This is a genomic window from Clostridioides sp. ES-S-0001-03, assembly GCF_020676075.1.
Taxonomy (GTDB): domain Bacteria; phylum Bacillota; class Clostridia; order Peptostreptococcales; family Peptostreptococcaceae; genus Clostridioides.
This window is the reverse complement of record NZ_JACVWJ010000003.1, coordinates 162300-188408: the sequence shown is the minus strand read 5'-3', so window position 1 is coordinate 188408 and position 26109 is coordinate 162300. Positions and strand designations below refer to the sequence as shown.

Genomic DNA, 26109 nt, shown 5'->3' with positions numbered 1-26109 from the left:
CCTATTTTTTTATCAGATTTTCAACATAAGCTCTACTCCATCTATCTGTTTCTAAAATTTGTTCTAACGTTGGTTTGCTTATGCTTTTATGAACCTCTAAAGTTTTCTCTATGTAATATGGTATGTCATAGAAACCAATTTTATCCTCTAAAAATTCACTTACCAAAACTTCATTTGCAGAATTTAAAACAGAAGAATAAGTTCCACCCATCTTTAGACATTCATAAGCTAATTTTAAACATGGAAAAGTCTCTAAGTCTGGTTCTTCAAAGGTTAAAGTACTAAATTTTGAAAAATTCATTCTTTCAAAATTACTTTCCATTCTATCTGGATATGTAAGAGCATATTGTATAGGCAACCTCATATCTGGACATCCTAATTGTGCAATTATAGAACTATCTGTATACTGTACCATTGAGTGAATTATGCTTTGTGGATGAACTACTACATCTATATTTTCTTGTTTTACTCCAAATAGCCATTTAGCTTCTATTACTTCTAGTCCTTTATTCATAAGAGTTGAAGAGTCAATACTTATTTTTCTTCCCATACTCCAGTTTGGATGCTTTAAAGCTTCATTTTTAGTTATATTTAAAAGTTCTTCTTTTTTCTTTCCTCTAAATGGACCACCAGAAGCTGTAAGTATTATTTTTTCTATATTTTTATTATTCTCTCCATTTAAACACTGAAATATAGCACTATGTTCACTATCAACGGGAAGAATATTTACATTATATTTTTTTGCCTCTGCCATTACAAGCTCTCCAGCAGTTACTAATGTCTCTTTATTCGCTAATGCTATATTTATTCCCTTCTTTATAGCACAAAGTGTTGGGACCAATCCTATCATTCCCACAACAGCAGTTAAAAGTACATCAATTTCATCTAGTGATGAAATTATTTTTAAACCTTCCATTCCTGTTAAAACTTCTATCTCTATATTTTGTGGCAATATTTCTTTTAATTTTAATGCTTTGCTTTCCTCAAAAACTGTTACATATTTAGGTCTAAATTCTACAATTTGTTCAAGTAGTAATTCAATACTGCTATTAGCTGATATTGCAACTACCTCAAACTTGTCTCTATTTTCTCTAACTACATCTAAGGTTTGCTTACCTATAGAGCCTGTAGAACCTAAAATTGATATTTTTTTCATATAATAATCCTTTCTAATAATAAATATACCCTACCAAGACATTATAACACTACTAAAACAATTATTTTTACTATTCACAAAAACTTCATATAATTACTGGAAAAATATATTTAGTTTACATTATAGCATTACTCTTTAATTTTAATTTATTCACATATAGTTACTTTTATTTTTAATCCAATAAAACTCTATCTATTAAATTAAACCTTACCTATTCTTTATATGTTTTTTATAATATTATTAAAATATTTTAGCATCATTAAACATCCTTTTTTATTTCTACAACATCTTCTATTTTACAGTCTAGTGCTAAACATATCTTTTCCATTGTATCCATAGAAACAGACTTATCATTTCCTAATCTACCTAAAACAGAAATACTTATACCTGATATATTTACAAATTCCATCTTTCTTATTTTTCTATCAATTAGCAATTTCCACAATGGAGTGTATGAAATCATTTTATCACCTCTTCTAAAATCTATTTTATCATATTTTATCTATTTTGAAAAATTTTCATCTTTTTCGATAAATAATCACTTATTCAAAATTGGCTAAAACCATGTTCTTTCAATATTGATAAATAAATTCATTTTAATATAACAATAAATAGCACCTATCAAAAATATGTTTTAAAATAATCTGTATCTAATTAAAAAGCTTTACAGAAAATTATATTTATTAACTTTAAGTAATGATAGAAGTAATTTCTTCTGATTACAAATTTGTATAATCATTATCCCAAGTTAACATAACATTCCAAAAAATAAAAAACTTCAATGTTACTTTTTTATATAAATATGTTAAAATAAAACAAAGTAATGGATTAAAAAACTATACTATTAATAGAGGGTTATTAAATGAAGCAGAGTGAAAAAAGAGAAAATGAATTTATAAAAAATAGATGGACTTTAGCTGTCATAGAAAAAGAAAAAAAGGTTACTTGTATTATTCGTTATTTACTAACAATACTTGCTATCATTGCTCTCCTTAATCCTATGAAAATTAAATTTTCCATCTATATATTTATATTACTATTCAGTTGGATGATGTATTTATGGCTATATCCTAAAATGCTACTAGAAATACCTAAAGCAAAAGAATCAAGAAAGTATCATATACCATTTCCTTTAACAGCATGTTCATTATCTATGTTAACTCCACTTTTATCAACAAACACCCTAAATACACCAAATAATGAAAGATTTAGTTTTTCTGCTATTTACATGATAGTGTTATTAATTTTTTATGCCTTAGTATTAATTATCAAAAAAAGACATGAAACAAAACTTAAAGTATTACTGGTTACCTTATCTACATTTATTCTTAGTTTTTCTACAACACCAGCATTAAATTATATAGCAACATTAGATAAACCTGAGTTTGAATTTGTAACAGTTGTTGATAAAGAAATAAATCCTTCTCGCTCTGAAAACGATTACTATCTTAAAATAAATGTAAATAATAAAATAAAAAAATGAAAGTTACTAATAACATGTATGATTCGACAAATAAAAATAACTCAGTTCAACTTTGTAAAAGAAAGAGTATCTTTGGTTATGAATACTGGACATTACACAAATAACATTATTACATTATTAATAAAATCAAATTGAAATCAACTCAATTATTATATGAACATTTTATTCTTATGATTATTAATCTAAATAAAGCCAATAAGAAAAAGCATTAGTTACATTACTAATACTTTTTATCTATTGCTAATTTTAATTACAAATTTTTAATTCTTCTAGCATGTTATGTTCTTATTACACTTTTACAATATTTATATTATTTTTCAGTCACATATTTATTAAAAAATTCTTTTTCTTCTATTGGTCTCGAAAAATAAAATTCTTGTCCCACATCACATTTAATAGTCTTTAAAAAATCTAAGTCTTTCTTAGTTTCAATTCCTTAACATACAACATACATATCTATACGATGTGACATTTTAATAATGTACTAAATGATACTTGTAGACTTTTTCTCAATTAAAGGTTTCTTTAAGTAAGCTTTTCTAAAATTGAATTAACTGGCTCTGATATTTCATTAAAAGCACTTTCAGTTACCTCTATTATAATGTATCTATATAACTTACAAATAACTAATCACTTAGTAAAGGTGATTACAAAAGCTTTGTAGTAACATGTGTTTGATTGATTTTATTTTTAGATGGAAAACATACAATATGTATTTTTACCTTCTTCTTTTGCTCTATACAATGCACTATCTGCACGATGATACAACTCGTAAAACTGTTTCCCATCTTCTGGGTATCTAGAAATACCTATACTTACACTTACTTCAAAACATAATTTATCATATGTAAACGTGGTATCTAATCTTTTTAATATATCATGACCTTTTTTTTGTAGGCTTTCTTTATCTCCATTATACTCCATAAATGCTATAAATTCATCACCTCCAACACGGCCAACAATATCTGTTTTCCTAAAATTACTTTTTAGACATTCCGCTAACTCAATTAAGATTTTATCTCCAAATACATGCCCCATAGTATCATTAACATCCTTAAAATTATCTACATCAATCATAAATAATGCATATTTCTTATTTTCATCAACTGATAGCAACATGTGTCTTATCTTTTCCTCAGTAGTACTTTTATTTAGTAATCCTGTCATTAAATCATTTTGAGATTGCTCAATTAACTTATTATACTCTCTCTTTTCTTCATCAATATTTCTTATTTTACCTAGTATCGATATAGTAGCATCTCCAATCTTATCAGGTTCATTAAATACTATAGAACACCATAAATGTACGTTATCTTTAGAACGTATACGTATCTCTATTGCTTCTGGCTTATTACCAATACGTGCATTTTCTAAAGCGTCAAGTAAAATCTGATGGTCTTCTTCATAAATATTTGATAATTGTTCAGAAATTGTTCCTCTTGGTTCTATCTCAAATATACTATAATAGTTATCAGAAAATGTTATTGTACCATCCTTAAAACTATATTCAAATAATATATCTCCCCATTGTTTTAAGGCTGTTTGATAGCGATTAACAAGTCTATTAGATTTTTTATCACTTTTTTCAGAAGTTACATCTGTTGCCTCTGTTACATCCACAATACTTGAATAAAAGTACTTCTTGCCATCTTTATCATTTTCACATAATCTAGAAATCGTTTCTAAAGAAATCAAACGATTATCTTTACATCTAACATGATAATGAAGTGTAACTATATCTCCAGAATTAACTTGGCTTATCATATCTCCAAGTACAACTCTTCTATCTTCTTCTATAATTAAATTGATATACTTTCCATCAAACTTACTTTTAATTTCTTTTTCTGTATAACCTATCAATGATATAAAGCTAGGAGAAATATAATCTAAAGTAAAATTTTCATCAAAATGGATACATTTTACACAAGCAGGAATATTATCTAAAACTCTTCTGTATTTCCAATAGGATTCTTCCATCTCTAAAGACCTTTTCTTAAGCCTATCATTTTCTATTATGACTACAATTAAACTTTTAGAACCCTGCTTACCTTTTACTACATTGCCTGTTCCAAGTATCCATATAGGAGTTCCATCAGATTTTACTACCCTAAATTCAATTGTAACTATATCGCTAATTCCAAGTTGCCTTCTAATTTCATAATTCACATATTCCATATCATCTGGATGCACAAATCCTAATGCTTGATTTTTAAATTTTTCTTCCATCTCTTTAATGGTATAACCTAACATCCTTCTATAGCCTTCATTACATGTAAGAAAAGTAAATTCAGGGTTCATTCCTACTTGAAATATGCCTGCATAAGCATTATCAACCAATTCTTTTATATTCATTGAATGTGTTGGAGTAAAGGCAGAATATACCATACTTTTTTCTTTTTCTATAGAAAGTTCTTTTGATATAACATCTTCCTGATAATTAATGCTCTCAATATTCTTTTCAAAGTAATGCTCATAAAACTTCTCTGCGTTTATAGGCTCATTATAATAAAATCCTTGCAATATTTCTGGTCTCATCTGTTCAATTATTTTTAAAGTTTCTTTATTTTCAATTCCTTCCACATAAACGGACATATTCATACTATGACATAGATTAATAATTTGAGAGACGATTTTTTGGTCTATTACATCATATGTAATACGGTTTAAAAGAGTATGATTAATTTTTAAAGAATCAGCACTTAGTTCACGAAAAATTTCTAAAGATGAATGTTTTGCTCCAAAGCTGTCGAATGTAATCTTAATACCTTGACTTCGAAGAAAATCAAAAGAACTCCTTATTTCTTCTATTTGTTTTATGTTATTATTTTCTGTTAATTCCAATGTAATCAGAGATGGAGATATACCCTCTTGCTTTATAGTGTCTAAAATAAAAAACTTGAAGCTAGGGTCTTCAAGCTGCTGATATGACACATTTATATTCATATTGAAATTTGGCATATATTTTGTCCATACTTTTAATTGCTTTAAAGCTGTTTTAATTACCCATTGACTAACTGTATCCATAAGCCCAGAAGATTCTAAAAAAGGTATAAATTCAGTTGGACCAAGTTTCATTTCAAAATTAGGATTTCTCCAACGAAGCAATACTTCGCATCCATATAGTTTCTTACTATTGTTAAAAATAAGTGGTTGATAATTTAAATAAAATCCTTTAAAATTATTTAATACACTTTCTCTTAGATACTCTATCAACTGTATAGAATACTGCGAAAAAGTCAACTCATCTTTTGAATAGACAATTAGTGTTTTTTTCCCTTGCTTTTTTGCTTTTTCAAATGTAACACGTGCATTTTGGTATAGTGTATCACAATCTATACCATCTTTTGGATAAAAACAAATACTTCCTGATATAGTAAATGAAATAGCATGTCCATTAATCTGTTTTATACATTGTGCGATATCTTGAAACCTATTAAAGAGTTTTGTTAATTCATAACAATCTCCATTTGGATACAAAATTCCAAAACCATTTCCATCTAATCTATATAAACTTATATCTTCAGGTAAAAAAGGTAAAATAGATTTAGAAAACTTTTTTAAAACCCTATCTCCAAATGAATAAGAATATAAGTTATTAATTTGTTCGAAATCATCAATTCCAATAAACATAATACCATATGGCTTTTTCTGTGTTTCTAGACTTGAAAGCATCATTCTCAAATTGTAATTTCCATTTAAATTCGTTAATTTGTCTATAATATTATTAGTTAACATGCCTATTAATCCATCCCCCCTAAATTGCTTTAACTTCTTGAAATAAACTTTTTTCTATTATTTTTTTAATTCCAATAAGATTTTCTAGTTATGAAAATTTTTATATATATAATAAATTCTTACCTAATTCAAAAGCTATTTTTATACTGGTATACTTTAAATTTACATCATCAACTTGATGATGTTGAAGATGGAGTACCTAATATATTTCAATAAACAAGTAAAATATATTATTTATTGAGAATTTAACTATTTGAATTTATTTTATCATATTTTGGAAGTATTTTCCTTTTTTTTGATATATTACTTAAATTATACCCATACTTATCAAATAAAATCAATAATATACTTATGACTTATTAATTATACATAAAAATAAAATTTATAATTGAGAATAAATTAGTTATATTAAGATATATAGCTTATAAAAAGATACTATATTTAAAAATGTCGAAATTATTAAATAAAAAAAGATTTTTTACAATATTTTCTAAATTATAAAAAAATGAAAATAGCCATGTAACTAAATACTCACAGAATTCTTCTGCTTTTTAAAAGTTACATAGCTATTTTCATTACTAGCAATTATAGACTGCCTTTTTAAAACCAACCAATCTTTATCTAATAAAAAATTTAATAGTATTATATACAAAAGGTGCTACTAATATAACACTATCGAATCTATCTAATATACCCCCATGACCAGGTATTATCTTTCCATAATCCTTTATCCCTACATATCTCTTTATTGAGGATGCAAATAAATCTCCTAATTGAGCTATTATACTTCCTATGCTTCCTATTATAGCCAATTGAAGCAAATCAATACCAAATAAATACCCAAATAAAATACAACAAAGTGTACTTCCTATTATTCCTCCAATAGCTCCTTCTACAGTCTTTTTAGGACTCACTTTAGGGATTAACTTATGTTTGCCAAGTAAATAGCCACTAAAATATGCAAATATATCTGTCATAAAAGATATTACAAATATAAGCCATACATAGATATTCCCTCTTTCAAAGCTATTTATAGTTATAACTATAAAATCTAAAAATACTCCTATATAAAAAACTCCTAAAAATGTAATCGAAACATCTATAACATTGCTTTTGCCCATCAACATATAAATTATACTTGCTAAAAATAAAATGAAAAGCACTGCATAAGTATATTCCAATGGTAAGTTAAAAATATTTTTTACAGCTAAATAAATAGAAAATATATACCCTATAATAAATATTGGATGTATATCTTTTATTTTAAATGCTTTATAAAATTCATGTAATGCAATATAAACTATTGCCATCTCAGCTATATAAAGAGGAATCCCTCCATATACAACAAATAGAAATAATGGAACCAGAGCTAGTGAAGCAATAATTCTTGTAAGCATAAAATAATCTCCTTACTTAAGTCCTCCAAATCTTCTATCTCTTTTTTGATATAAATATATAGCCTTTTGTAATTCTTCTTTGTTGAAATCAGGCCAATGTATATCAGTAAAGTAAAACTCAGAATAAGCAACTTCCCAAAGTAAAAAGTTACTCAATCTTTGTTCCCCACTTGTTCTTATGACCAAGTCTGGATCTGGTATAGACTTTGTGCTTAAATAGTTTTTTATAATATCTTCATCAATATTGTTTATATCTATTTTACCACTTTCACAATTTTTTACTATATCTATAAGAGCATTTTTTATATCTGCCCTACTTCCATAGTTCAATGCTAAATTTAAGTTAACTCCTGTATTGTCTTTTGTCATTTCCTTAGCTGAATTTAATTCTCTTATACAAGTTTTTGGTAAAGCACTTATCTCTCCTATAGCTGTTACTTTTACATTATTTTGATGCAGTTCAGCTATTTCATTTCTTAAGTATGTAGATAATAAGTTCATAAGTGTATCAACTTCAAGTTTTGGTCTTTTCCAATTTTCTGTTGAAAATGCATATAGTGTCAAGTGCTTAACACCTAAATTTGAACATTCTTTAACTATATCTCTTATAGTTTCTACTCCAGCCTTATGTCCTGCAGTTCTTGGAAGAAATCTGGATTTTGCCCATCTTCCATTCCCATCCATTATAATAGCAATATGAGTAGGTATGTTATTTAAGTCTATGTCATACATGATGTTGTTATTCATATTTTGCCTCCAATATTGTTCTGACTCCTTAAATTAAGGAGTCAGAAAAGTATGTGATTATTAGTTCTACACTATCACCTATCTCAGATATTTTTATAACTCTAGGAACTACAAGTTTATCTTTATCCTTTTTACCTTCAATAGATTTTATGGTATAAGCTACATTTTGTTCATCAAAATACTGTTTTACCTCATCTATATGAAGACCTAAAAGGTTATAATATTTTTTCAATATTATACCTCCATTATATCCTTTTCTTTTTTAGCCAATAATGTATCTATTTCTTTTATAAATTTATCAGTCATTTTTTGAACTTCATCTTGTGCTTTCTTTAATTCATCTTCTGTTATTTCTCCGCCTTTTTCCATTTTCTTAATTTTTTCATTGGCGTCTCTTCTTTCATTTCTTATTCTAACTTTAAATTCTTCTGAAGCTTTACTGGCCTTTTTAGCTAATTCTTTTCTTCTTTCCTCTGTTAAAGCTGGTACAGAAAGTCTTATAACTTCACCATCATTAGATGGATTCAATCCTAAATCTGAGTTAGCTATAGCTTTTTCTATTTCATGCATAGCAGATTTATCCCAAGGAGATATCATTAGTATTCTTGGCTCTGGTACAGATATAGCACCAATTTGATTTATTGGAGTTGGAGTTCCATAATAATCAACTCTTATTTTGTCTAACATTTGTGCATTGGCTCTTCCTGCTCTTATAGTTCCAAATTCGAACTTTAAAGCATCAATTGTCCCATTCATTTTCTCTTCTAACTGCTTATGTATTTCTAGTTTCATAATTTTACTCCTCCTTCATTCTTCATTATTTTACAGTAGTTCCTATATTTTCACCTTTTACTGCTCTTATTATATTCTCCGTTGTAAGCTCAAATACCTTTATTGGAATCTTATTATCCATACATAAAGATGTAGCTGTAGAATCCATAACTTTTAATTCTTTTTGTATAACTTCCATATAGCTTAATTCTGTAAATTTCTTAGCATCTGCATGTACTTTTGGATCCTTGTCATATACTGCATCAACATTTTTAGCTAACAAAATAACTTCTGCTTCCATTTCAGCAGCACGTAAAGCAGCAGTTGTATCTGTTGTAAAGTAAGGGTTTCCAGTTCCTGCACCAAATATAACAACTCTTTCCTTTTCTAAATGTCTAACTGCTCTTCTTCTTATATATGGTTCTGCAATTTGTCTCATATCTATAGCAGTTTGAACTCTTGTAGCAACGTCTATATTTTCTAGTGCATCTTGTAATGCCATTGCATTCATAACTGTAGCTAACATACCTATATAGTCAGCAGTAGTTCTATCCATTCCTTCGCTAGTTCTACCTCTCCAGAAGTTTCCTCCACCTACAACTACAGCCACTTCAACACCTATTTCTTGTATTTTTTTAATAGCAATAGCAATATCATTAACTACATCATTATTTATACCAAAACCTCTTTCTCCCGCTAATGCTTCTCCACTTAATTTTAACAATACCCTTTTGTACATTGGTTTATCCATCAGAAACCTCCTATTTCAATCCTTCATATCCATTTTTTCTATTTTTTAAAAAAGAGAACACCTGCGTGTTCTCTCTTTGGTTATTACTTAAGTTGCTTAGCAACTTCTTCTGCAAAGTTTTCTTCTCTCTTTTGTATACCTTCACCAACTTCGAATCTCACAACTTTAACAACTTTTATATCAGAACCTACTGCTTTAGCAACATCAGCAACTAATTGTTTAACAGTTATATCTGGATTTTTAACGAAAGTTTGCTCTAATAAACAAACCTCTTTTAATTCTTTTTCTAATCTTCCTTTAACCATTTTTTCAACTATATTAGCTGGCTTTCCTTCATTTAATGCTTGTTGAGTTAATACTTCTGTTTCATGTGCTATGTATTCAGCATCTACTTCATCTCTTGAAACGTATTTAGGATTCATAGCAGCAACTTGCATAGCTACATCTTTACCTAATTCTAAAACTTTGGCATCTCTAGCTTCTGTTTCCATTTCAACAAGAACACCTATTTTTCCACCACCGTGGATATATCCAGCAACTTGTCCATTAGTTACAACTTTAGCAAATCTTCTAAAGTCTAATTTTTCACCTATTTTTGCAACTCTATTATTTAAAACTTCTTGTAAAGTTATTCCTTCTCTATGAGTTTCACCTAATAAAGAAGCGATATCTTCTTTATCAGTAGCTAATGCCATACAAGCAGCATCTTTAACGAACACTTTGAAGTCTTCATTTTTAGCAACGAAATCTGTTTCTGAGTTAACTTCTACCATAGAAGCAACTGTATTATCATCGTTCATTTCTATTGCAACTAGACCTTCAGCAGCAACTCTACCAGCTTTTTTAGCAGCTTTTGATAATCCTTTTTCTCTTAATAAATCTACTGCTTTTTCCATATTTCCTTCAGCTTCTTGTAAAGCTTTCTTACAGTCCATCATTCCTGCGCCTGTACTTTCTCTTAACTCTTTTACCATTTGAGCAGTTATATTAGCCATTTTTTAAGTTTCCTCCTACTTATTCTATTCCATATTATAAATGGTAAGGGCGACCCTTACCATTTAATTGTCAAATTATTATTCTTGGTCTTCAGCTACTTCTTCTTCAGCACCTTGTCTACCTTCAATTACAGCTGTTGCCATAGCACCAGTTATTAATTTTACGGCTCTTATTGCATCATCATTTCCTGGTATAGCAAAGTCTAATTGTTCTGGGTCACAGTTTGTATCAACTATACCAACTACTGGTATACCTAATCTGTGAGCTTCTTGAATAGCTATGTTTTCTTTTCTTGGGTCAACTACGAACATTGCACCTGGTAATTCAGGCATGTCTTTTATTCCACCTAAGTACTTTTCTAGTTTTTCTTTTTCAGCTCTTAATTTTATAACTTCTTTTTTAGGAAGAACGTTAAATACGCCTTCTTCTTCCATTTTTTCTAATTCTCTTAATTTATTTATTCTAGTTTTTATAGTTTTGTGGTTTGTTAACATTCCACCTAACCATCTTTCATTAACAAAGTACATTCCACATCTTTCAGCTTCATCTTTTATCGCATCTTGAGCTTGTTTCTTAGTTCCTACGAATAAAATTGGCTTTCCTGTTTCAGCTACTTCTTTAGTGAACTTGTAAGCTTCTTCAACTTTTTTAACTGTTTTTTGTAAGTCGATTATATATATTCCATTTCTTTCTGTGAATATATACTTAGCCATTTTAGGGTTCCATCTTCTTGTTTGGTGACCGAAGTGAACACCTGCTTCTAATAATTGTTTCATTGATATTACTGACATATTTACCTCCTGGTTTTATACCTCCAGCTTGATCTTCTCCCTAAAAAACCATGTAATAGGCACCTTTTAAGGATCCCAATGCTGTGTGTGATTTATTTTATTTTTTCACCTCTAGTAGTATATCATAGAGGTGAAAAAATAACAATATTTTTTCCATATTTTCTATTTTTATATTTTTTTGTATATTTTATACCATTTTTTTGAATTTAATTTGCAAATTTCATTTTTAATTTTATTTTTAGTGGTACATTATCAACACTATTATCACTGACTATATCTACACTTCCAAGTAAATCACCTGAACTAGTGTAATATTTTATAGTACCCATAGTATCACCTTTTTTAACAGGATACTCCATATTTTTAATTTTTACTTCAGATTTTATATTTTCATCATTTTTTAATATTGTATAAAGTTCATTTTTTGCTTTTAAAGTAACCTCTAGTTCTTTCATTCCTTTTATATATTTCTTACCAATAAAGCTATCTTTATCAATTACTTTTTTCATATTAAAATTCTCTTTTCCATATTTTAACATAGCCAAAGAAGAGGATATTCTTTTATCTTTATGATTAGCACCTAATACAACGCCTATTACTCTACGTTTTTTCTCATTTTTATCATTCTTATTAACAATCATAGAAAATGATAAACAATAGCCAGCATTCCCAGTGTACCCTGTTTTTATACCATCAACTTCAGGTATAATTCTCAATAATGCATTTGTATTGCTTTTTTCAAAGCTTCTATCTGAGTTCGTATAGGTTTCCATATCAGTTATAGCTGTTACTTGCTTTTCATAATGGTCAAACATGTATTTTCCAAGAATAGATATATCTCTTGCAGTAGATATATTTTCTTTTGCTGGTTTTTTGGGATTACTTAAATCATATATTGGAAGACCATTTGGATTTAAAAAATGAGTATTAGTCATTCCTATTTCTTTTGCTTTTTTGTTCATCCTATCTACAAATGCCTCTTTAGATTTGCAAATATGTTTTGCTATAGCAATTGCTGCATCATTTCCTGATACAATCATAAGACCTCTCATAAGTTCTATAAGTGGTACTTCTTCACCAACTTTTAGTTTATAGCTTGAACCTTTCACTGAAGCAATAGACTTGTCTATCTTTATTGTGTCAGTTTCTTTTACTTCTTTATTTTCAATAGCCTCTATTGCAAGTAAAAAAGTCATCATCTTACTTAAACTTGCTAAAGGTACCTTCATATCAGGCTCTTTACCATACAAGACTCTACCTGTTTCTTGGTCTATAAGTATAGATGTTTTTGAGTATTTGTCTACGGATTTTTCATCAGCATATGAATAATTTGGTATTATAAATGCTAGAATTAGAGTTAATGTTAAAATTTTTTTTATTCCGTTTTTCAATTTTTTCACCTTCTTGGATTATTAAGTATATTTATATTTAAATTTTCCCTCTTTAGTCCAATTTATATCTAGTAATTAATACCTATCCATATTTACACAGATATTATCTTATCATTCTCTTAATAATCACAGATGCCCAAATTGCTCCTATTGTAACTCCTAAAAATACTTCTATACCTGCTAAAGCTTTACCAATCAAACTTGTAGCAACCATATCTCCGTATCCTACTGTACTAAATGTAGCCATACTAAAATACCATAAATCTATATATGTTTTAAAAATCTCACTTGCTGAATAATTACCTAAGTTATTTATATTTAAAGTTATAAGTGTACTGTTTGAACTTTCTATACCTACGAATAGATATAATAAGGCAAAACTACTTATTATAGCTATAATCACAAATAATATATTCCATGGTTTTTCTCCATAACCTGTAGTATAGTGCGCTATTTGGTCAAAAAACTTTTCAACTAAATAACTGCTGAGAGTTGGATAGTCAGAACGTTTTATCATTTTGCTACTATAAATTCTTTCCTTATAATAGTAAGGACCTATCATCTCATAATCTCCAATTTTTGTAGCTTGATTTCTAGCTATTCTATAATTTATTTTTCCATGCTTGCATTCACTTTTTCCATACTCCACATTTTTAAGTATAAATTTTGTACACATACTAAAAATTATTCCATCCATTCTTGGAAAATTTTCTACTTTATTAACTACTAAATCAGGCCCTTTAAATTTTACTTTTTCAAATATCTTATCATTTATATATACCTTATTGAACTTTGTTTTATTAAAATCACAATTTTCTAAAAATACACAAGCATTAAAAGATACTTGACCCCTGAAATCTGTATAGTTAAAAATAACATTTTTTTTAAAAAGATATTTTCTAAAATTTGCTTCTTTTTTAAATATCGTTTCAGAAAAATTTAATAATTTATAGTCATAAGTTAATATTTCTTCTGCATTAAATTCATTTTCAAATATAAATCCATTAAATTCATTTATTTCTTCTTTATATATATTATCCATCATCAGTTTTATATCTTCACTAGACTTATTCTCTTTGTGAAAAATACAATATCCAGAAGAATCTGCTTCTCTATGACATTTTTTTCTTTCATCTATTTTAGATATCCATTTGCAATTCATAAATATCCTCCAGTACAAAAAAATTATCACTATTTTGTATTAGTTTGGATATTATTTTATTTTATATACTTAAATACATACAAAATATATATTAAATTGTTTATTTTAAAATTTTCAAGTTATTTCTCCTTAGATAAACATTAAAATTTATCTATACTCAGTATCTTTGCTTGTCATCTCCATAGAGTAGTACAATTACAAAACTACTTATCTTTTCTAAGTAGTTTTGTAATCATATTTAATGCTACTAAGTCATCCATAAATCCTATTGGAAATACAAAGTCTGGAATAACATCCGTTGATATAACAAAGTAAAGCAGCATACTTCCAGTCAATAAATATTTTTTTATTCCTAATTTTCCTGTACAAAATTCAGCATACATGTCCCTCAGTCTATCTGTAAATTGTCCTTGTTTTTCTATAGAATCTATTTTTTTACTAAAACTATCAAAAAGTAATTTTTTCCCTTCATCTGTTTGAACATATAATTCACATTTACTTAACTCTTTCTCAATATTTCCGTTGAAATTTTTATCATTAATTAAATTTGCAAATCCAAGTACATCATCAAAGTTACTAAAATCGCTATCTATATTAAAAATTTGTTTATTATTACTGTTTTTAAACTCATATCCTGATGCTTTTAATAACTCTTCTAAATTTACATTTAAGTGTATTGCAATCTTTTCTAGGTGATTTATATTCGGTTTTTGTTTATTATTTGCTATGCGAGATATAGTAGATTTATCAATTCCGCTTTTTTTACTCAACGCTCCCATTGATATTGATTTTTCTTTTAATAATGCCTTCAATAGATTACCAAAACTCTCAACCTCAATATGTTGCTCCATTATTTTCACCTGCTTTATTAGGTTTGATTTTATATTATATAATATGAATTTTTTGTTTTTTAGGTGTTACAAAATGTTGAAATTCTATCAACACTCTATTGGTTTATCTGTAACAATTTATCTCTTTTTACAATACTATAACTATATAAGTATAAAATTTAAGAGAAAGGATGTTAATCTACTGTGATTGAATCAATTTTATTAGTAACTTCTCTTTGTATAGATGCCTTTGTAACAAGTTTTGGATATGGCGTAAATAAAGTTAAAGTTCCTTTATATTCAAATATGATTATTAGTGTGGTTTCTTCAGCAATTTTGGCAATATCACTTTTTGCAGGTACAATAGCTAGAGACTTCTTACCTCAAAATATAACAATGTTGATATGCTTTTTAATTTTATTTTTATTAGGAAGTTCTCGATTAGTTGAGAGTTTCTTTAAATCTTATTTCAAAAAAAAATCCATACATTCAAAAGATTATAATTTTAATATGCTAGACCTTAAGTTAAATTTTAATGTTAGTGTTGAACCTGACACTTTAGATACAAATAAATCTAAAATTCTTAAACCTGCTGAAGCATTTACACTTGCACTTGCTTTAAGCTTAGATGGATTAGCTATTGGATTTGGAAGTGGTCTTGTAGGTGTAAATTATATACAAGTTATCTTATTTTCTCTAATTTCAAATATATTAGCAGTATCATTTGGTTGTTTACTAGGAAATGTATTTGTTAAAAATATAAATCTAAATTTATCTTGGTTAAGCGGTTTGATTTTACTAATTATTGGATTTATGAAAATATGTTAACAAAAAGGCTATCTTAAAATTTTATTTTAGATAGCCTTTTTATATATATTTTAAATGATAAAAATTTCTACTTAAATTTAATTATTATATTAGATGAAAATTTACAATCAAATACATTTACTGAACTACAAACTTCTCTTATTGCATATTGAGTTTAATATATCCAAGCTGAACTCCCTTTGTGACAGCTTCTAATGAAGAAGATACATTTAGTTTATCAAAAATGTTTTGGATATGATTAGATACTGTTCGCTCACTTAAGTATAATTGAGTTGCTATATCTTTTCTCTTAACTCCATTATATAGAAATTGCAATATTAATTTTTCTCTATGTGTTAGCTCTTCAATATATTTTATTTCATTGGGAAAATAATTATATCCATTTTGAATCTGATTTAATATTTCAATAAATTTATCTGGCTCGATATTTTTATTTATAAAACCTTTTGCACCCATTTTTTGAGCTTCATACTTATATACAGGCAAATCATAACCCGTTAACATGACTATTTTTACTTTAGGTATTATTCTTATAATGTCTTTTGCTAGAGACAACCCATCATTGTCAATTTTTCCTAAATTAATATCAATAAGAATTATATCTGGTTTTTCATTTTTAATTATTGAAATTACCTGGGAAATATCTTTAATATAAATAAATTTTTCTATTTCAGTATAATCTTCTAATGCAATTTCTAAGCTTTTTGCAAATAACACATGGTCATCTATTAATAAAATATTTATAATAATTCTCTCCTTCCATAGGAATTTTTACAACAATACTAAACCCAGAAGCTGTCTTATCAATATTAAAAACACCATTTAATCTGTGTAATTGTTCTTGAATAGAAGATAGCCCATTATTTTGATATCTTATTAAATCATATTCACTTTCCACTCCCACTCCGTTATCTAATACTGAAAGAATTATATCTTTATTTTTTTGAATTAGTGAAATTTCGATTTTAGAGCAATTTGAATGTTTAAAAGCATTTGTTACTAGCTCTTTTAATATACGGTATATAATAAAATTATATGGTTCAGCCAAAAATATATTATCTTCACATGTAAAACAAATTTCTATATTTTTAGATAAATAATTACCTCTAACCATAACAAACATATTTTCTATATTTTCTTTTAATGTAAGTGTTTTTAACAATATTGGATGATAATCCTGCATTTGATTGCGAATAGATAGATTTAATTTTTCTAATGTACTTACGATTATATATTTTACATCTGGATTTTCAGATTTTTTCATCATATTTTTAATTGACAGTAAATCTTGTAATACTTCATCATGTAGATAATTAGAAAAATCCTTTTTAAGCTCTTCCTCTTTATATATCTGCATTAGATTATTTATTAAGTTGCTTTCTTGCACACTAAATTTTTTTACTGAATTTTTATTATATATGATATCATCAATGTTTGTGTAAATTAAAATAAAGTAAAGTAGAGTAAACCAAAATATACAATGTATTATTATAAAATACGTAATTATATTAAGGTCTAATAGTTTTCCAATTCCAACGAAAAATACACTTATTAAAGAAATAAAAATCAATCTTTTCTTACCATTTAGCATAGTATTTTGTTTTATATAACCTTTATCTTTTATAGCAATATTATGGATACTAAATATGGCTAATGATATAATTAAATACATTCCTAGATTCTCAACATATTCCTGTTTTTTAGAAAAAACTATAGCATATACAAGGAATATAAACAATAAAATAGCTGAATATATAAAATTTCTTTTCTCACACTTTAAAACAAGTATCACAGTTTTTTTATATAAGACTATTAAGAATATAAAGCTTATCAAACTTATAATTATTTGTAATAAATAAAGTAGTGCAAACAGATGATTATCAATAAATTTTGAAACGACTGTCAAAGCACACATAAGTTTCAATATAAATTCTAAGCCTTTCTGGTAGTTGTATTTGTAATCTTGAAAGAAAAATACAAATAAAAATCTTACACTTTCAAAAACAATAATCGGACTTAGGAAAAAAATTAATTCAGAAGATATTTTACTATTATCAAATAAAAATAAAAAATACCAAGAAAGCAAAACAAGCAAGTTTGTAAATTGTACGAGCACTCTATTTTGTTTCAAGTTAATTAATTCAATGTACATTATATCAACAACTATAATAGATACAAGTAAGAGAGTGAAAATGGAAATACTTTTAATATTTTTATTATTAAAAAATTCATAAATTAGAAATAATATTATCAATAATTGATTTATTAATATGAAAATCTTTCTTTTATTATAACTGACTTTGAACATATTAACTCCTTTCTGATAATTAATTATATGATAACATTACATAACTTGTAAATTAATTTATATACAAGATGCTTATCTTCTATTTTCCAAATATTTTATAAAATTTTTAATGCTATTTTTTAAGCACTATTTTATAACATGAATACTTTGTTAAAATGTAATATCCTATATATACTAGTGTAAATATGACACTTGCAAATACTATTGGAATTATTATAGGTGTATTATTTCCTAATATGTTATCTATTAAAGCAGATTTGTAAGCAATTAATCCAAATATACTATGTGCCATTCCTAATACATATGGTATCGAAAAAAACACTAAAATCTGATTCTTAATTATTTTCTTTATATTTTTTTGACTATATCCTATTTTACTCAATATATTAAAACTATTTCTATCATAAATGGCATTAGAAATACTGTGAAAATACAGCATACTTCCTGTAGTAATAAAAAATATAACAGAAAGAAAGCTAATCAATAAAAAAGTTGAACTACTCTCATGCACAATTTCAAATTTTCTTTGATAAGCACTTATAAAATATGGATTATTCTTTAATAAATTTTTAAGTTTTTCATAAATTTCTTTATTATCTCTCATATCTTTTCCATCAATACTTATAATAGAATTTCTTGATAGATTATTGTATCTAGATATTTCATTATATAATTTATCCGACACTATTAATGTTCCAATACTATTTGAAAAACTAATTGGATTATCTAATGTAGTATCCTTTATAACCACATCTACCTTTTTATCTGAATATAAATCTAAGTTAAGGATTTTCCCTTTATCCACATTCTCTTCACTTGGTCTATATTTTACTAATACACTTTCATTATAATTCAGAGGTTTTAAATCAAATGTTTTCCCTTGTTGTTTAATTAATTCTATATAATCAGACTCTGATATACAGTCAAATCCAGAGATTCTTCCTTTGTCTTTGCCAATAGAATATTCAATCGGTAAATTTTTTGATGAAGAATTTACTTTTATAATATTTGTTTCTCTGTATTTAAGGTTTTCTATTAATTCATAATCTCTTACAGCATTAATAATTTTATCAACATTACTTTTTTCTTCTAACTTAAACTCAATAGCAGAAGGTACTATACGAGAAACTGCTACTACAGGATAATAAATTGATAAAACAGTTGACGCAAATATACATAATGTTCCTGCTGACAACAAAGTTAATAAAATTAATGTTTTTGCATTAGAACGTATGGAGTAAATAAACTTAGGAATTGTAATAATCTGTATTTCTCTATAAAAATGATTTTTTTTAGTTTTTAATATTCTAATAATATAAGGTAAAAATGAATTTATAAAAAAAACAGTTCCAACAACTACGCAAAGTAAGGTCAATATAGCAATTGGAGAAAAACCAATACTATACCAAACAGAATCCTTTCCTCTAGTCATATCAAAAGCTAGTACATATCCTAATACAAGCATAAAAATACCTATAAAAGCTATCAAAGGTCTTATTATAATCTGTTTTTCTTCGTTTCGTTCTATTTTGACTAAATTAAGAAGAGAATTTCTTCGAATCAATTTCCAATTTGAAAAATATAGTACAAGTAATATAACAATTAAAAATAATATACTAGAAATAACAGCATTTACATTGAAAAAAGGTATCTTTGAACTATCTACATTTAAATTTAATGAATGCACAATTACATGTATAATAAACTTATGTAATAATGAACCAGCTAAAACACCTATAATAAAAGCAATCATGCAAATAAATATATTTTCAATCATAACTAATTTTAATATACTTGATTTTCTATATCCCATCAAGGTGTATATGCCAAGCTCTCTCATTCTACGTCTTATAAAAAATCTATTTGAGTAAAGCATATAGAATAATACAAATGAAATTATAAAAATTGAAATAGTTTTTGTCATAGTTTCTACTCTTCCATCTGATGAAATTTTATTCATTATAATATCATTCACAGAAAAAGATACAAAACTAAAAAATATCATGAGTATAAAAGCTACAGAAAACAAATATAATGAATAAAACGAAAAGTTTTTCTTGAGATTCTTTTTAGCAATGTTATATATATTCATTTTTACTATCTCCTTTTAATGTATACTAATATATTTCTTCTAGTTTACTGGTCTTGCTAACTATAGCTTCAAAGAAATCTTTATGATTTTTTTCATTTTTTTGAAGTTCATCTATAATTTGACCATCCCTAAAAATCAAAATTCTACTACAAAAACTAGCTACATAAGCATCATGTGTTACCATCAATATAGTAGTTTTTAATTCTCGATTTACATCACTTAGTGTTTTTAGTAACTCATTTGCTGATACTGAGTCAAGTGCTCCAGTTGGCTCATCTGCAAGTATTATAGATGGTTTTTTTATAATAGCTCTTGCTGCAGCAACCCTTTGACATTGACCACCAGATAACTCATTTGGATACTTATACAAAGTTGAATCTATTCCAAAACGTTTTGTCAATAACTTGATAGAATCTTCGATTTCACTTGCTTGCATATGTTTTAAAGTAAGTGGTACAGCTATATTTTCAAAAACATTCAAACTATCAATCAAAAAGTATTCTTGAAATATAAATCCAATATTATCCTTTATAAAATCCGCAGTAGAGTTATTATTTAATTCTTTTAAATTTACACCATTAATTATTATCTCACCACTATTTACACTATCTATTGTAGATAATACATTTAGTAAAGTTGTTTTTCCAGAACCTGATGCTCCCATAATTCCAACAAATTCACCAGAATTTACCTCGAATGAAACATGATTCAAACTTGGTTTTTTATTTTTACTGTAAGTCTTTGTTACATCTTTTACAGATAATAGAACATCCATATTTATACCTCCTTTAATATTATTTCATCTATGTTTAAAGTATAAATTTTTACACACAAAAAAACATGAGTAAAATACGCAAAAATAATCGCATTTATTACTCATGTTTTGTAAAATAATTATTTACATTTTAAATAGTCATTTATGTTTTTTACATTTGTTTTCTATTTTCTCTAATTTCTCTTTGAATCTGTTTAAGAGCTTTTTTTGAACCTCTATGAATGTCTTTTTCTAATTTTCTATCTTTAAAACTAGTAAACAATGAATTTAAATCATATCCTTCTGGATATAACTCTTCTGCTTTTATACTAAGTTCTAATCTTTTTATATTTACTAAAACAAAATTGTCTTTAAATAATATTTCTACATTATTAAATTTGTCTCTAGGTTTATACACAACTCCAAAGTCATTTTCATCCAATAATTTTACTTTATCACCTGTATTATACTCTGTATAATTGGAAATAAATTCAACATTATCTTTATTTTCAGTATGGGATTTTAATTTACTTCTCTTAACTAAATCTAAATTGTAGTTTCTATCAGTTATATATTCTTTAGCTCTACTTAATACCTTATTTTTTATTCCCATCTTTTTAGAAATAAAAAGAGCATTACTATCTTCAGATTTTCCTATTGTTAATTTATATAATGGTTCTAAAGTTTCTTTATCAAACATCATACCTGCATTTTCAAATTCTGGATGCAAATTAGCAAACTTTTTTATTTCGCCATAATGAGTTGATGCTATTGTTATACATCCCATACTATAAAACTCTTCTAGCAATGATATTGCTAGTCCTGCTCCTTCATTGGGTTCAGTTCCACTACCTATCTCATCAAATAGAACAAGTGTAGAATTATTTGATGAGTCCATAATTTCTGCAATATTTTTTATGTGTGATGAAAAAGTACTTAGAGCATTTTCAATACTTTGATTATCTCCTATATCTACAAACACTTTTTCAAATACACTTAGTTCGCTGTCTTCTTTAGCAGAAATATCAAAACCACATTGAACCATCAAAGTTAATAGACCAACAGTCTTAAGAGTTACAGTTTTTCCACCTGCATTAGGTCCTGTTATTACAAGACTTCTATAACTTTTACCTATTTCAAAATCTAAAGGTACCACATCTCCTGTTAAAAGTGGGTGCTTACCTTTGATTATTTTTATATATCCATTGTTGTTTATTCTTGGAGTAATACCATTTATTTTTTGACTATATTTAGCTTTTGCAAATACCATATCATATTCAGAAAGTATTTCTATATTTAACTTTATCTGAGTTATTTTATCAAATATAAGCTCTGTTAAATAAGATAATATCTTATATTCTTCAATAGTCTCGTCAGCTTTTAACATAGTCAATTCTGTACTTAAATTTGACACACTTATTGGTTCAACGAATACAGTATTTCCTTTTGATGAAGTATCTAATATAGTACCATCAACTTCATTTTTATAAGAAGATTTAATTGGTATTACATATCTATCATTTCTTTTACTTATTATAAACTCTTGTATATACTTTTTGTTTATACTTGATGTTATAAACTTATTTAATCTATCTTTTATTTTTCCTTCTGTAACTTCTATATTTCTTCTTACCTTTTTTAATTCTTTACTGGCATTAGAATCAACTTTATTTGATTTTATGCAGTAGTTTATCTCTTCCTCTATGTTTTTGCATTCTGTTATATTTAAAGCATAAGAACTTAATGTAGGCGAATAAAATTCTTTGTCTAACATAAAAGCTTTCATCTTCCTACAACCTCTTAAAAAATCCTCTATATTTACAAGTTCAATAGGTTCTATTATCATTCCTTTTTCAATTTTATCTATTGTAGAACCTGCATTAAACAACCCTTCAAGTGGTATATGATTACTATTTTCAATTATTTTTCTAGCTTCTTTATTTTCTTTTAATTTCCTTCTTACTACTTCAATATTACCACTAGGAGTTAATTTGTCTATTAAATTTCTTCCAAGTGAACTTACACAATGTATTTTTATTAATTCTTTAACCTCATTTAGTTGTAGTCTTTCAATTGTATTACTATTCATTATTTTACTTTCTCCTTTATTTATAAGTCATGAATTTTAAATAACTATTTCACTTATTTTTATAATAATTATTTGTAATCGACTTAATAAATAAGGAATTATTGTTCATTAAACTCCTTATTTATTAAGAAGTCTAACCCCGGACTCACTAATGTTAGTATTCTTTTTCATAAAACACTGCTCCTTTTCTATTTTTACTTAACTATTTTAGTCACTTTAACATTATTTCATAAATTATATCCTAGTGTCAATATAAATAAATTTATTTATCTTTTAACATAATAAAACACCTATAATACTCACTATTAAAATAAAAATAATGTTTATTCTTTCATTTATACCCAACATTTCTTACAGAATGTAATTTTATAAAAATTACATATTATGAAGTTAAGCTTTTTAAATTATTAACCCTAACAAAAAACAAAAAAATAACTGATAGTATCAAAGCATTCTTAATATGCTTTAATAAAATCAGTTATTTATAATTTAATATAATTTTTAAAATTACCCTTTATAAGTAATTAGTGGTTTCATAGTTGCCACTACTTGAATAAGCTTATATTCTATCAAACTTTCAATAATTTGTTCTATATTTTTATATGCTTCTGGAGCCTCTTGAAATAACAAGTTTATATCATTACATAGAATATGACTTTTAAATTTTGTTTGTTTTATAGTATCTTTATTATACTTGTTTTTAAGACGAGATTTACAAATTGAACGAGACCATTTTCTACCAGCTCCATGTGATAGAGAATATAAAGACAGTTCTGTATTTTCAGTAGGCATAACTATATATGATAGACTTCCTCTTGAACCAGGTATAATTACAGCTCCTCTTTCACTTGAAACAGCACCTTTTCTATGTATGAATTTATCTTCCCTTTTTTCTATAAAATTATGATTTATAGACAATATTTTTTCAATATCTCTAGATATACCTATTGATTGCATGATTTTTTTACTAACAATTTCACGATTACGCTCTGACCAGATTAAAGCTTTATCATGATTTATCATATAATCTCTTTCTTTTTCACTTCCAACTTCAATACCATTTTTATTATAAAATTTTTTAAGTATGGTTTCTCCGTAATTTCTTGACCCACAATGAACTAACATCATTATGTCATCAGATGAAAATCTTAATAGTTCAAATTTTTCTTTATTGTGAATTTTATTTACACATTGAAATTCTATAAAATGATTTCCACTTCCAATAGTCCCCAAATTTGATATTGGGCATTCCTCTTCATATGGATTTATTATTTTTATATCAGATAAATCTTTAATTTCATAAAGACGTTTAATCCATCTATCTTTTTTAAATTTCTTTTTGGAAATTCCAGTTTTAAATAAAGTCATGCCACAACCTATATCATTTCCAATTATATGTGGATAGATAATATCTTTGGTTTCAACTGCTAGGCCCACAGGTATTTTACCTGCATGTAAATCAGGCAATCCTACTATTCTTAAAACTCCATTCAATTTTAAAATATCTTCAAGTTGTTTCTTTGCTATATCTTCAATCCAACACTTGTTACTTGCTATTATTTTTATTTCACTCATACTTTGCTCCTTTTTAATATACTCCTGCCTTTAAAAAGTAGCAAAAAGCTGTGACTTTTAGCCACAGCTTTTTTATTTTAAACTACAAAAGCAGGTGGCTATTTGTTAAAATACTCTTAAACGTTTAACACCTCATTATTTTTTGCTAACATAATAACCACTTCCTCTCATAATTAAAACAATACTAAAATTTTAATCTATATGTATATTATTTATAGACATTTATTTTAAAATGTACAATATATAATTTTTATATTATAGAACCTATAATAATCATTGAAATCATAACTATAGCTAAGCCAGCAACAACAATTTTTTTATGTAATTTTCTTCTCACTTTACTTTTATCTTCTTTTCTAACCTGAACAATTTTTTTTGGTTCTTCTTCTAATTTATCTTCAACCTCTATATATGCTTTTTCATACATTACCTTACTAAGGTCAACAATAATATCATTAGCTCTAGTATATTTATTATTTCTACCAAGCAGTCTTTTTATAACATTTATAAGTTCTATGTTGCCATTAATTGCTCTTATACTATTCCAATCTAGCCCTTTATCAATCAATTGTAACATTTTTTCTTCTGAATTTGCTTCTCCAAAAGGTAATTTCTTAAATATAGACTCAAATAAAATAAGACCTGTTGCGAAAAAATCACTCTCTCTATCAGTATAGTTTATACATAGTTGATGTGGACATAAATATCTTCTATTTCCATAGCTTCTTGTATTAACCCCATTATTTGCTTTTGTAATTCCAAAATCACAAATTTTAATATTATATTCTGTATTCACCATTATACTACTTGACTTTAAACTGCCATGATATGAATAATTTCTATGTATCATTTCTAAAGCTTTTAAAACTTGTATCATTATATTTATAATTGCTTCTAGATGAAGATAATTACCTAGAATTAATTCATCTAGGCCAATACCATCAAAGTCTTCACTTACAATATAATATAATGTTGTTTCTTCTGTGCAATGAATCCCAACATCAATTATTTTTAGTATATAAGGAGAGTTTATTTCATCTAAAGCAGTACTTTCATCAATTAAATTTGATACAAAATCTTCACAAATATAGTTATTGTGTTTTATAACTTTTATTAACACATTTTTTCTGTAAAAAACATCCCTAGCTTTATAGATTTTGTTAATTTCTAAAACGTCATCAGAATTTACTACCTCATACCTATTGCCTATAAAATTCAACCCTGTCACCTCCTCATACATTTTATATAACTAA

Annotated in this window: 22 protein-coding genes; 2 read left to right on the top strand and 20 right to left on the bottom strand. The window is 26.3% G+C overall.

Annotated features, from left to right (window positions below; all coding sequences use genetic code 11):
• Position 1: 1 nt before the first annotated feature.
• Both IC174_RS07375 and IC174_RS07370 read right to left on the bottom strand, forming a co-directional pair.
• The gene (locus IC174_RS07375) at positions 2 to 1156 is read right to left on the bottom strand and encodes a 1-deoxy-D-xylulose-5-phosphate reductoisomerase (protein WP_227482551.1); all 1155 of its coding nucleotides are present in this window, start codon (positions 1154 to 1156) and stop codon (positions 2 to 4) included.
• Between the two features lie 259 nt (positions 1157 to 1415).
• Positions 1416 to 1619, bottom strand: a complete 204-nt coding sequence (locus IC174_RS07370; protein ID WP_227434784.1) for a helix-turn-helix domain-containing protein — start codon at positions 1617 to 1619, stop codon at positions 1416 to 1418.
• Between the two features lie 399 nt (positions 1620 to 2018).
• On the opposite strand from IC174_RS07370, the gene IC174_RS07365 reads away from it, so the two are divergent.
• On the top strand, positions 2019 to 2639 hold the full coding sequence (locus tag IC174_RS07365) for a hypothetical protein (protein WP_227482550.1): 621 nt from the start codon (positions 2019 to 2021) through the stop codon (positions 2637 to 2639).
• A 690-nt stretch (positions 2640 to 3329) separates the two neighbouring features.
• Here IC174_RS07365 and IC174_RS07360 read toward each other — a convergent pair.
• The 11 genes from IC174_RS07360 to IC174_RS07310 all read right to left on the bottom strand — a co-directional run bounded on the left by IC174_RS07360 (position 3330) and on the right by IC174_RS07310 (position 15231).
• The gene (locus IC174_RS07360) at positions 3330 to 6374 is read right to left on the bottom strand and encodes a diguanylate cyclase domain-containing protein (RefSeq protein WP_227482549.1); all 3045 of its coding nucleotides are present in this window, start codon (positions 6372 to 6374) and stop codon (positions 3330 to 3332) included.
• Positions 6375 to 6991: 617 nt separating this feature from the next.
• On the bottom strand, positions 6992 to 7771 hold the full coding sequence (locus tag IC174_RS07355) for a phosphatidate cytidylyltransferase (protein ID WP_227434788.1): 780 nt from the start codon (positions 7769 to 7771) through the stop codon (positions 6992 to 6994).
• 12 nt (positions 7772 to 7783) lie between these two features.
• The gene (locus IC174_RS07350; protein ID WP_227434789.1) at positions 7784 to 8518 is read right to left on the bottom strand and encodes an isoprenyl transferase; all 735 of its coding nucleotides are present in this window, start codon (positions 8516 to 8518) and stop codon (positions 7784 to 7786) included.
• A 28-nt stretch (positions 8519 to 8546) separates the two neighbouring features.
• Positions 8547 to 8750, bottom strand: a complete 204-nt coding sequence (locus IC174_RS07345; protein WP_227434790.1) for a hypothetical protein — start codon at positions 8748 to 8750, stop codon at positions 8547 to 8549.
• Between the two features lie 2 nt (positions 8751 to 8752).
• Positions 8753 to 9310: a ribosome recycling factor gene (gene frr, locus IC174_RS07340; protein ID WP_227434791.1), complete on the bottom strand. Its 558-nt coding sequence runs from the start codon at positions 9308 to 9310 to the stop codon at positions 8753 to 8755.
• Between the two features lie 25 nt (positions 9311 to 9335).
• Positions 9336 to 10040 carry a UMP kinase gene (gene pyrH, locus IC174_RS07335; protein WP_003430597.1) on the bottom strand — a complete coding sequence of 235 codons (705 nt, stop codon included), beginning with the start codon at positions 10038 to 10040 and terminating at the stop codon, positions 9336 to 9338.
• 83 nt (positions 10041 to 10123) lie between these two features.
• Positions 10124 to 11035 (bottom strand): translation elongation factor Ts, encoded by a 912-nt coding sequence (gene tsf, locus IC174_RS07330; protein ID WP_021384993.1) that lies wholly within the window; start codon positions 11033 to 11035, stop codon positions 10124 to 10126.
• Between the two features lie 78 nt (positions 11036 to 11113).
• Positions 11114 to 11827 (bottom strand): 30S ribosomal protein S2, encoded by a 714-nt coding sequence (rpsB, locus tag IC174_RS07325; protein WP_003424537.1) that lies wholly within the window; start codon positions 11825 to 11827, stop codon positions 11114 to 11116.
• Positions 11828 to 12033: 206 nt separating this feature from the next.
• Positions 12034 to 13218 (bottom strand): D-alanyl-D-alanine carboxypeptidase family protein, encoded by a 1185-nt coding sequence (locus tag IC174_RS07320; protein WP_227482548.1) that lies wholly within the window; start codon positions 13216 to 13218, stop codon positions 12034 to 12036.
• Positions 13219 to 13321: 103 nt separating this feature from the next.
• Positions 13322 to 14380, bottom strand: coding sequence for a potassium channel family protein (locus IC174_RS07315; RefSeq protein WP_227434793.1), 1059 nt, complete (start codon positions 14378 to 14380; stop codon positions 13322 to 13324).
• Positions 14381 to 14583: 203 nt separating this feature from the next.
• Positions 14584 to 15231 carry a helix-turn-helix domain-containing protein gene (locus tag IC174_RS07310; protein WP_227434794.1) on the bottom strand — a complete coding sequence of 216 codons (648 nt, stop codon included), beginning with the start codon at positions 15229 to 15231 and terminating at the stop codon, positions 14584 to 14586.
• A 183-nt stretch (positions 15232 to 15414) separates the two neighbouring features.
• Here IC174_RS07310 and ytaF point away from each other — a divergent pair, with 183 nt between their 5' ends.
• Positions 15415 to 16038 carry a sporulation membrane protein YtaF gene (gene ytaF / locus IC174_RS07305; protein ID WP_227482547.1) on the top strand — a complete coding sequence of 208 codons (624 nt, stop codon included), beginning with the start codon at positions 15415 to 15417 and terminating at the stop codon, positions 16036 to 16038.
• Between the two features lie 138 nt (positions 16039 to 16176).
• Here the strand turns inward: ytaF and IC174_RS07300 are convergent, their stop codons facing one another.
• From IC174_RS07300 to IC174_RS07270, 7 genes are all read right to left on the bottom strand, one after another.
• Positions 16177 to 16755 (bottom strand): response regulator transcription factor, encoded by a 579-nt coding sequence (locus IC174_RS07300; protein WP_255606521.1) that lies wholly within the window; start codon positions 16753 to 16755, stop codon positions 16177 to 16179.
• Between the two features lie 4 nt (positions 16756 to 16759).
• Positions 16760 to 17710, bottom strand: a complete 951-nt coding sequence (locus IC174_RS21370; RefSeq protein ID WP_227482546.1) for an ATP-binding protein — start codon at positions 17708 to 17710, stop codon at positions 16760 to 16762.
• 748 nt (positions 17711 to 18458) lie between these two features.
• Positions 18459 to 20438, bottom strand: coding sequence for an ABC transporter permease (locus tag IC174_RS07290; protein ID WP_227482545.1), 1980 nt, complete (start codon positions 20436 to 20438; stop codon positions 18459 to 18461).
• Positions 20439 to 20463: 25 nt separating this feature from the next.
• Positions 20464 to 21213 (bottom strand): ABC transporter ATP-binding protein, encoded by a 750-nt coding sequence (locus tag IC174_RS07285; RefSeq protein WP_227482544.1) that lies wholly within the window; start codon positions 21211 to 21213, stop codon positions 20464 to 20466.
• Between the two features lie 151 nt (positions 21214 to 21364).
• Positions 21365 to 23281, bottom strand: a complete 1917-nt coding sequence (locus IC174_RS07280) for an endonuclease MutS2 (RefSeq protein ID WP_227482543.1) — start codon at positions 23279 to 23281, stop codon at positions 21365 to 21367.
• Positions 23282 to 23788: 507 nt separating this feature from the next.
• The gene (locus tag IC174_RS07275) at positions 23789 to 24856 is read right to left on the bottom strand and encodes an RNA ligase RtcB family protein (protein ID WP_227482542.1); all 1068 of its coding nucleotides are present in this window, start codon (positions 24854 to 24856) and stop codon (positions 23789 to 23791) included.
• Between the two features lie 250 nt (positions 24857 to 25106).
• Complete coding sequence (locus IC174_RS07270) at positions 25107 to 26084, bottom strand: protein kinase domain-containing protein (RefSeq protein ID WP_227434801.1); 978 nt, start codon at positions 26082 to 26084, stop codon at positions 25107 to 25109.
• Between the last annotated feature and the right edge of the window lie 25 nt (positions 26085 to 26109).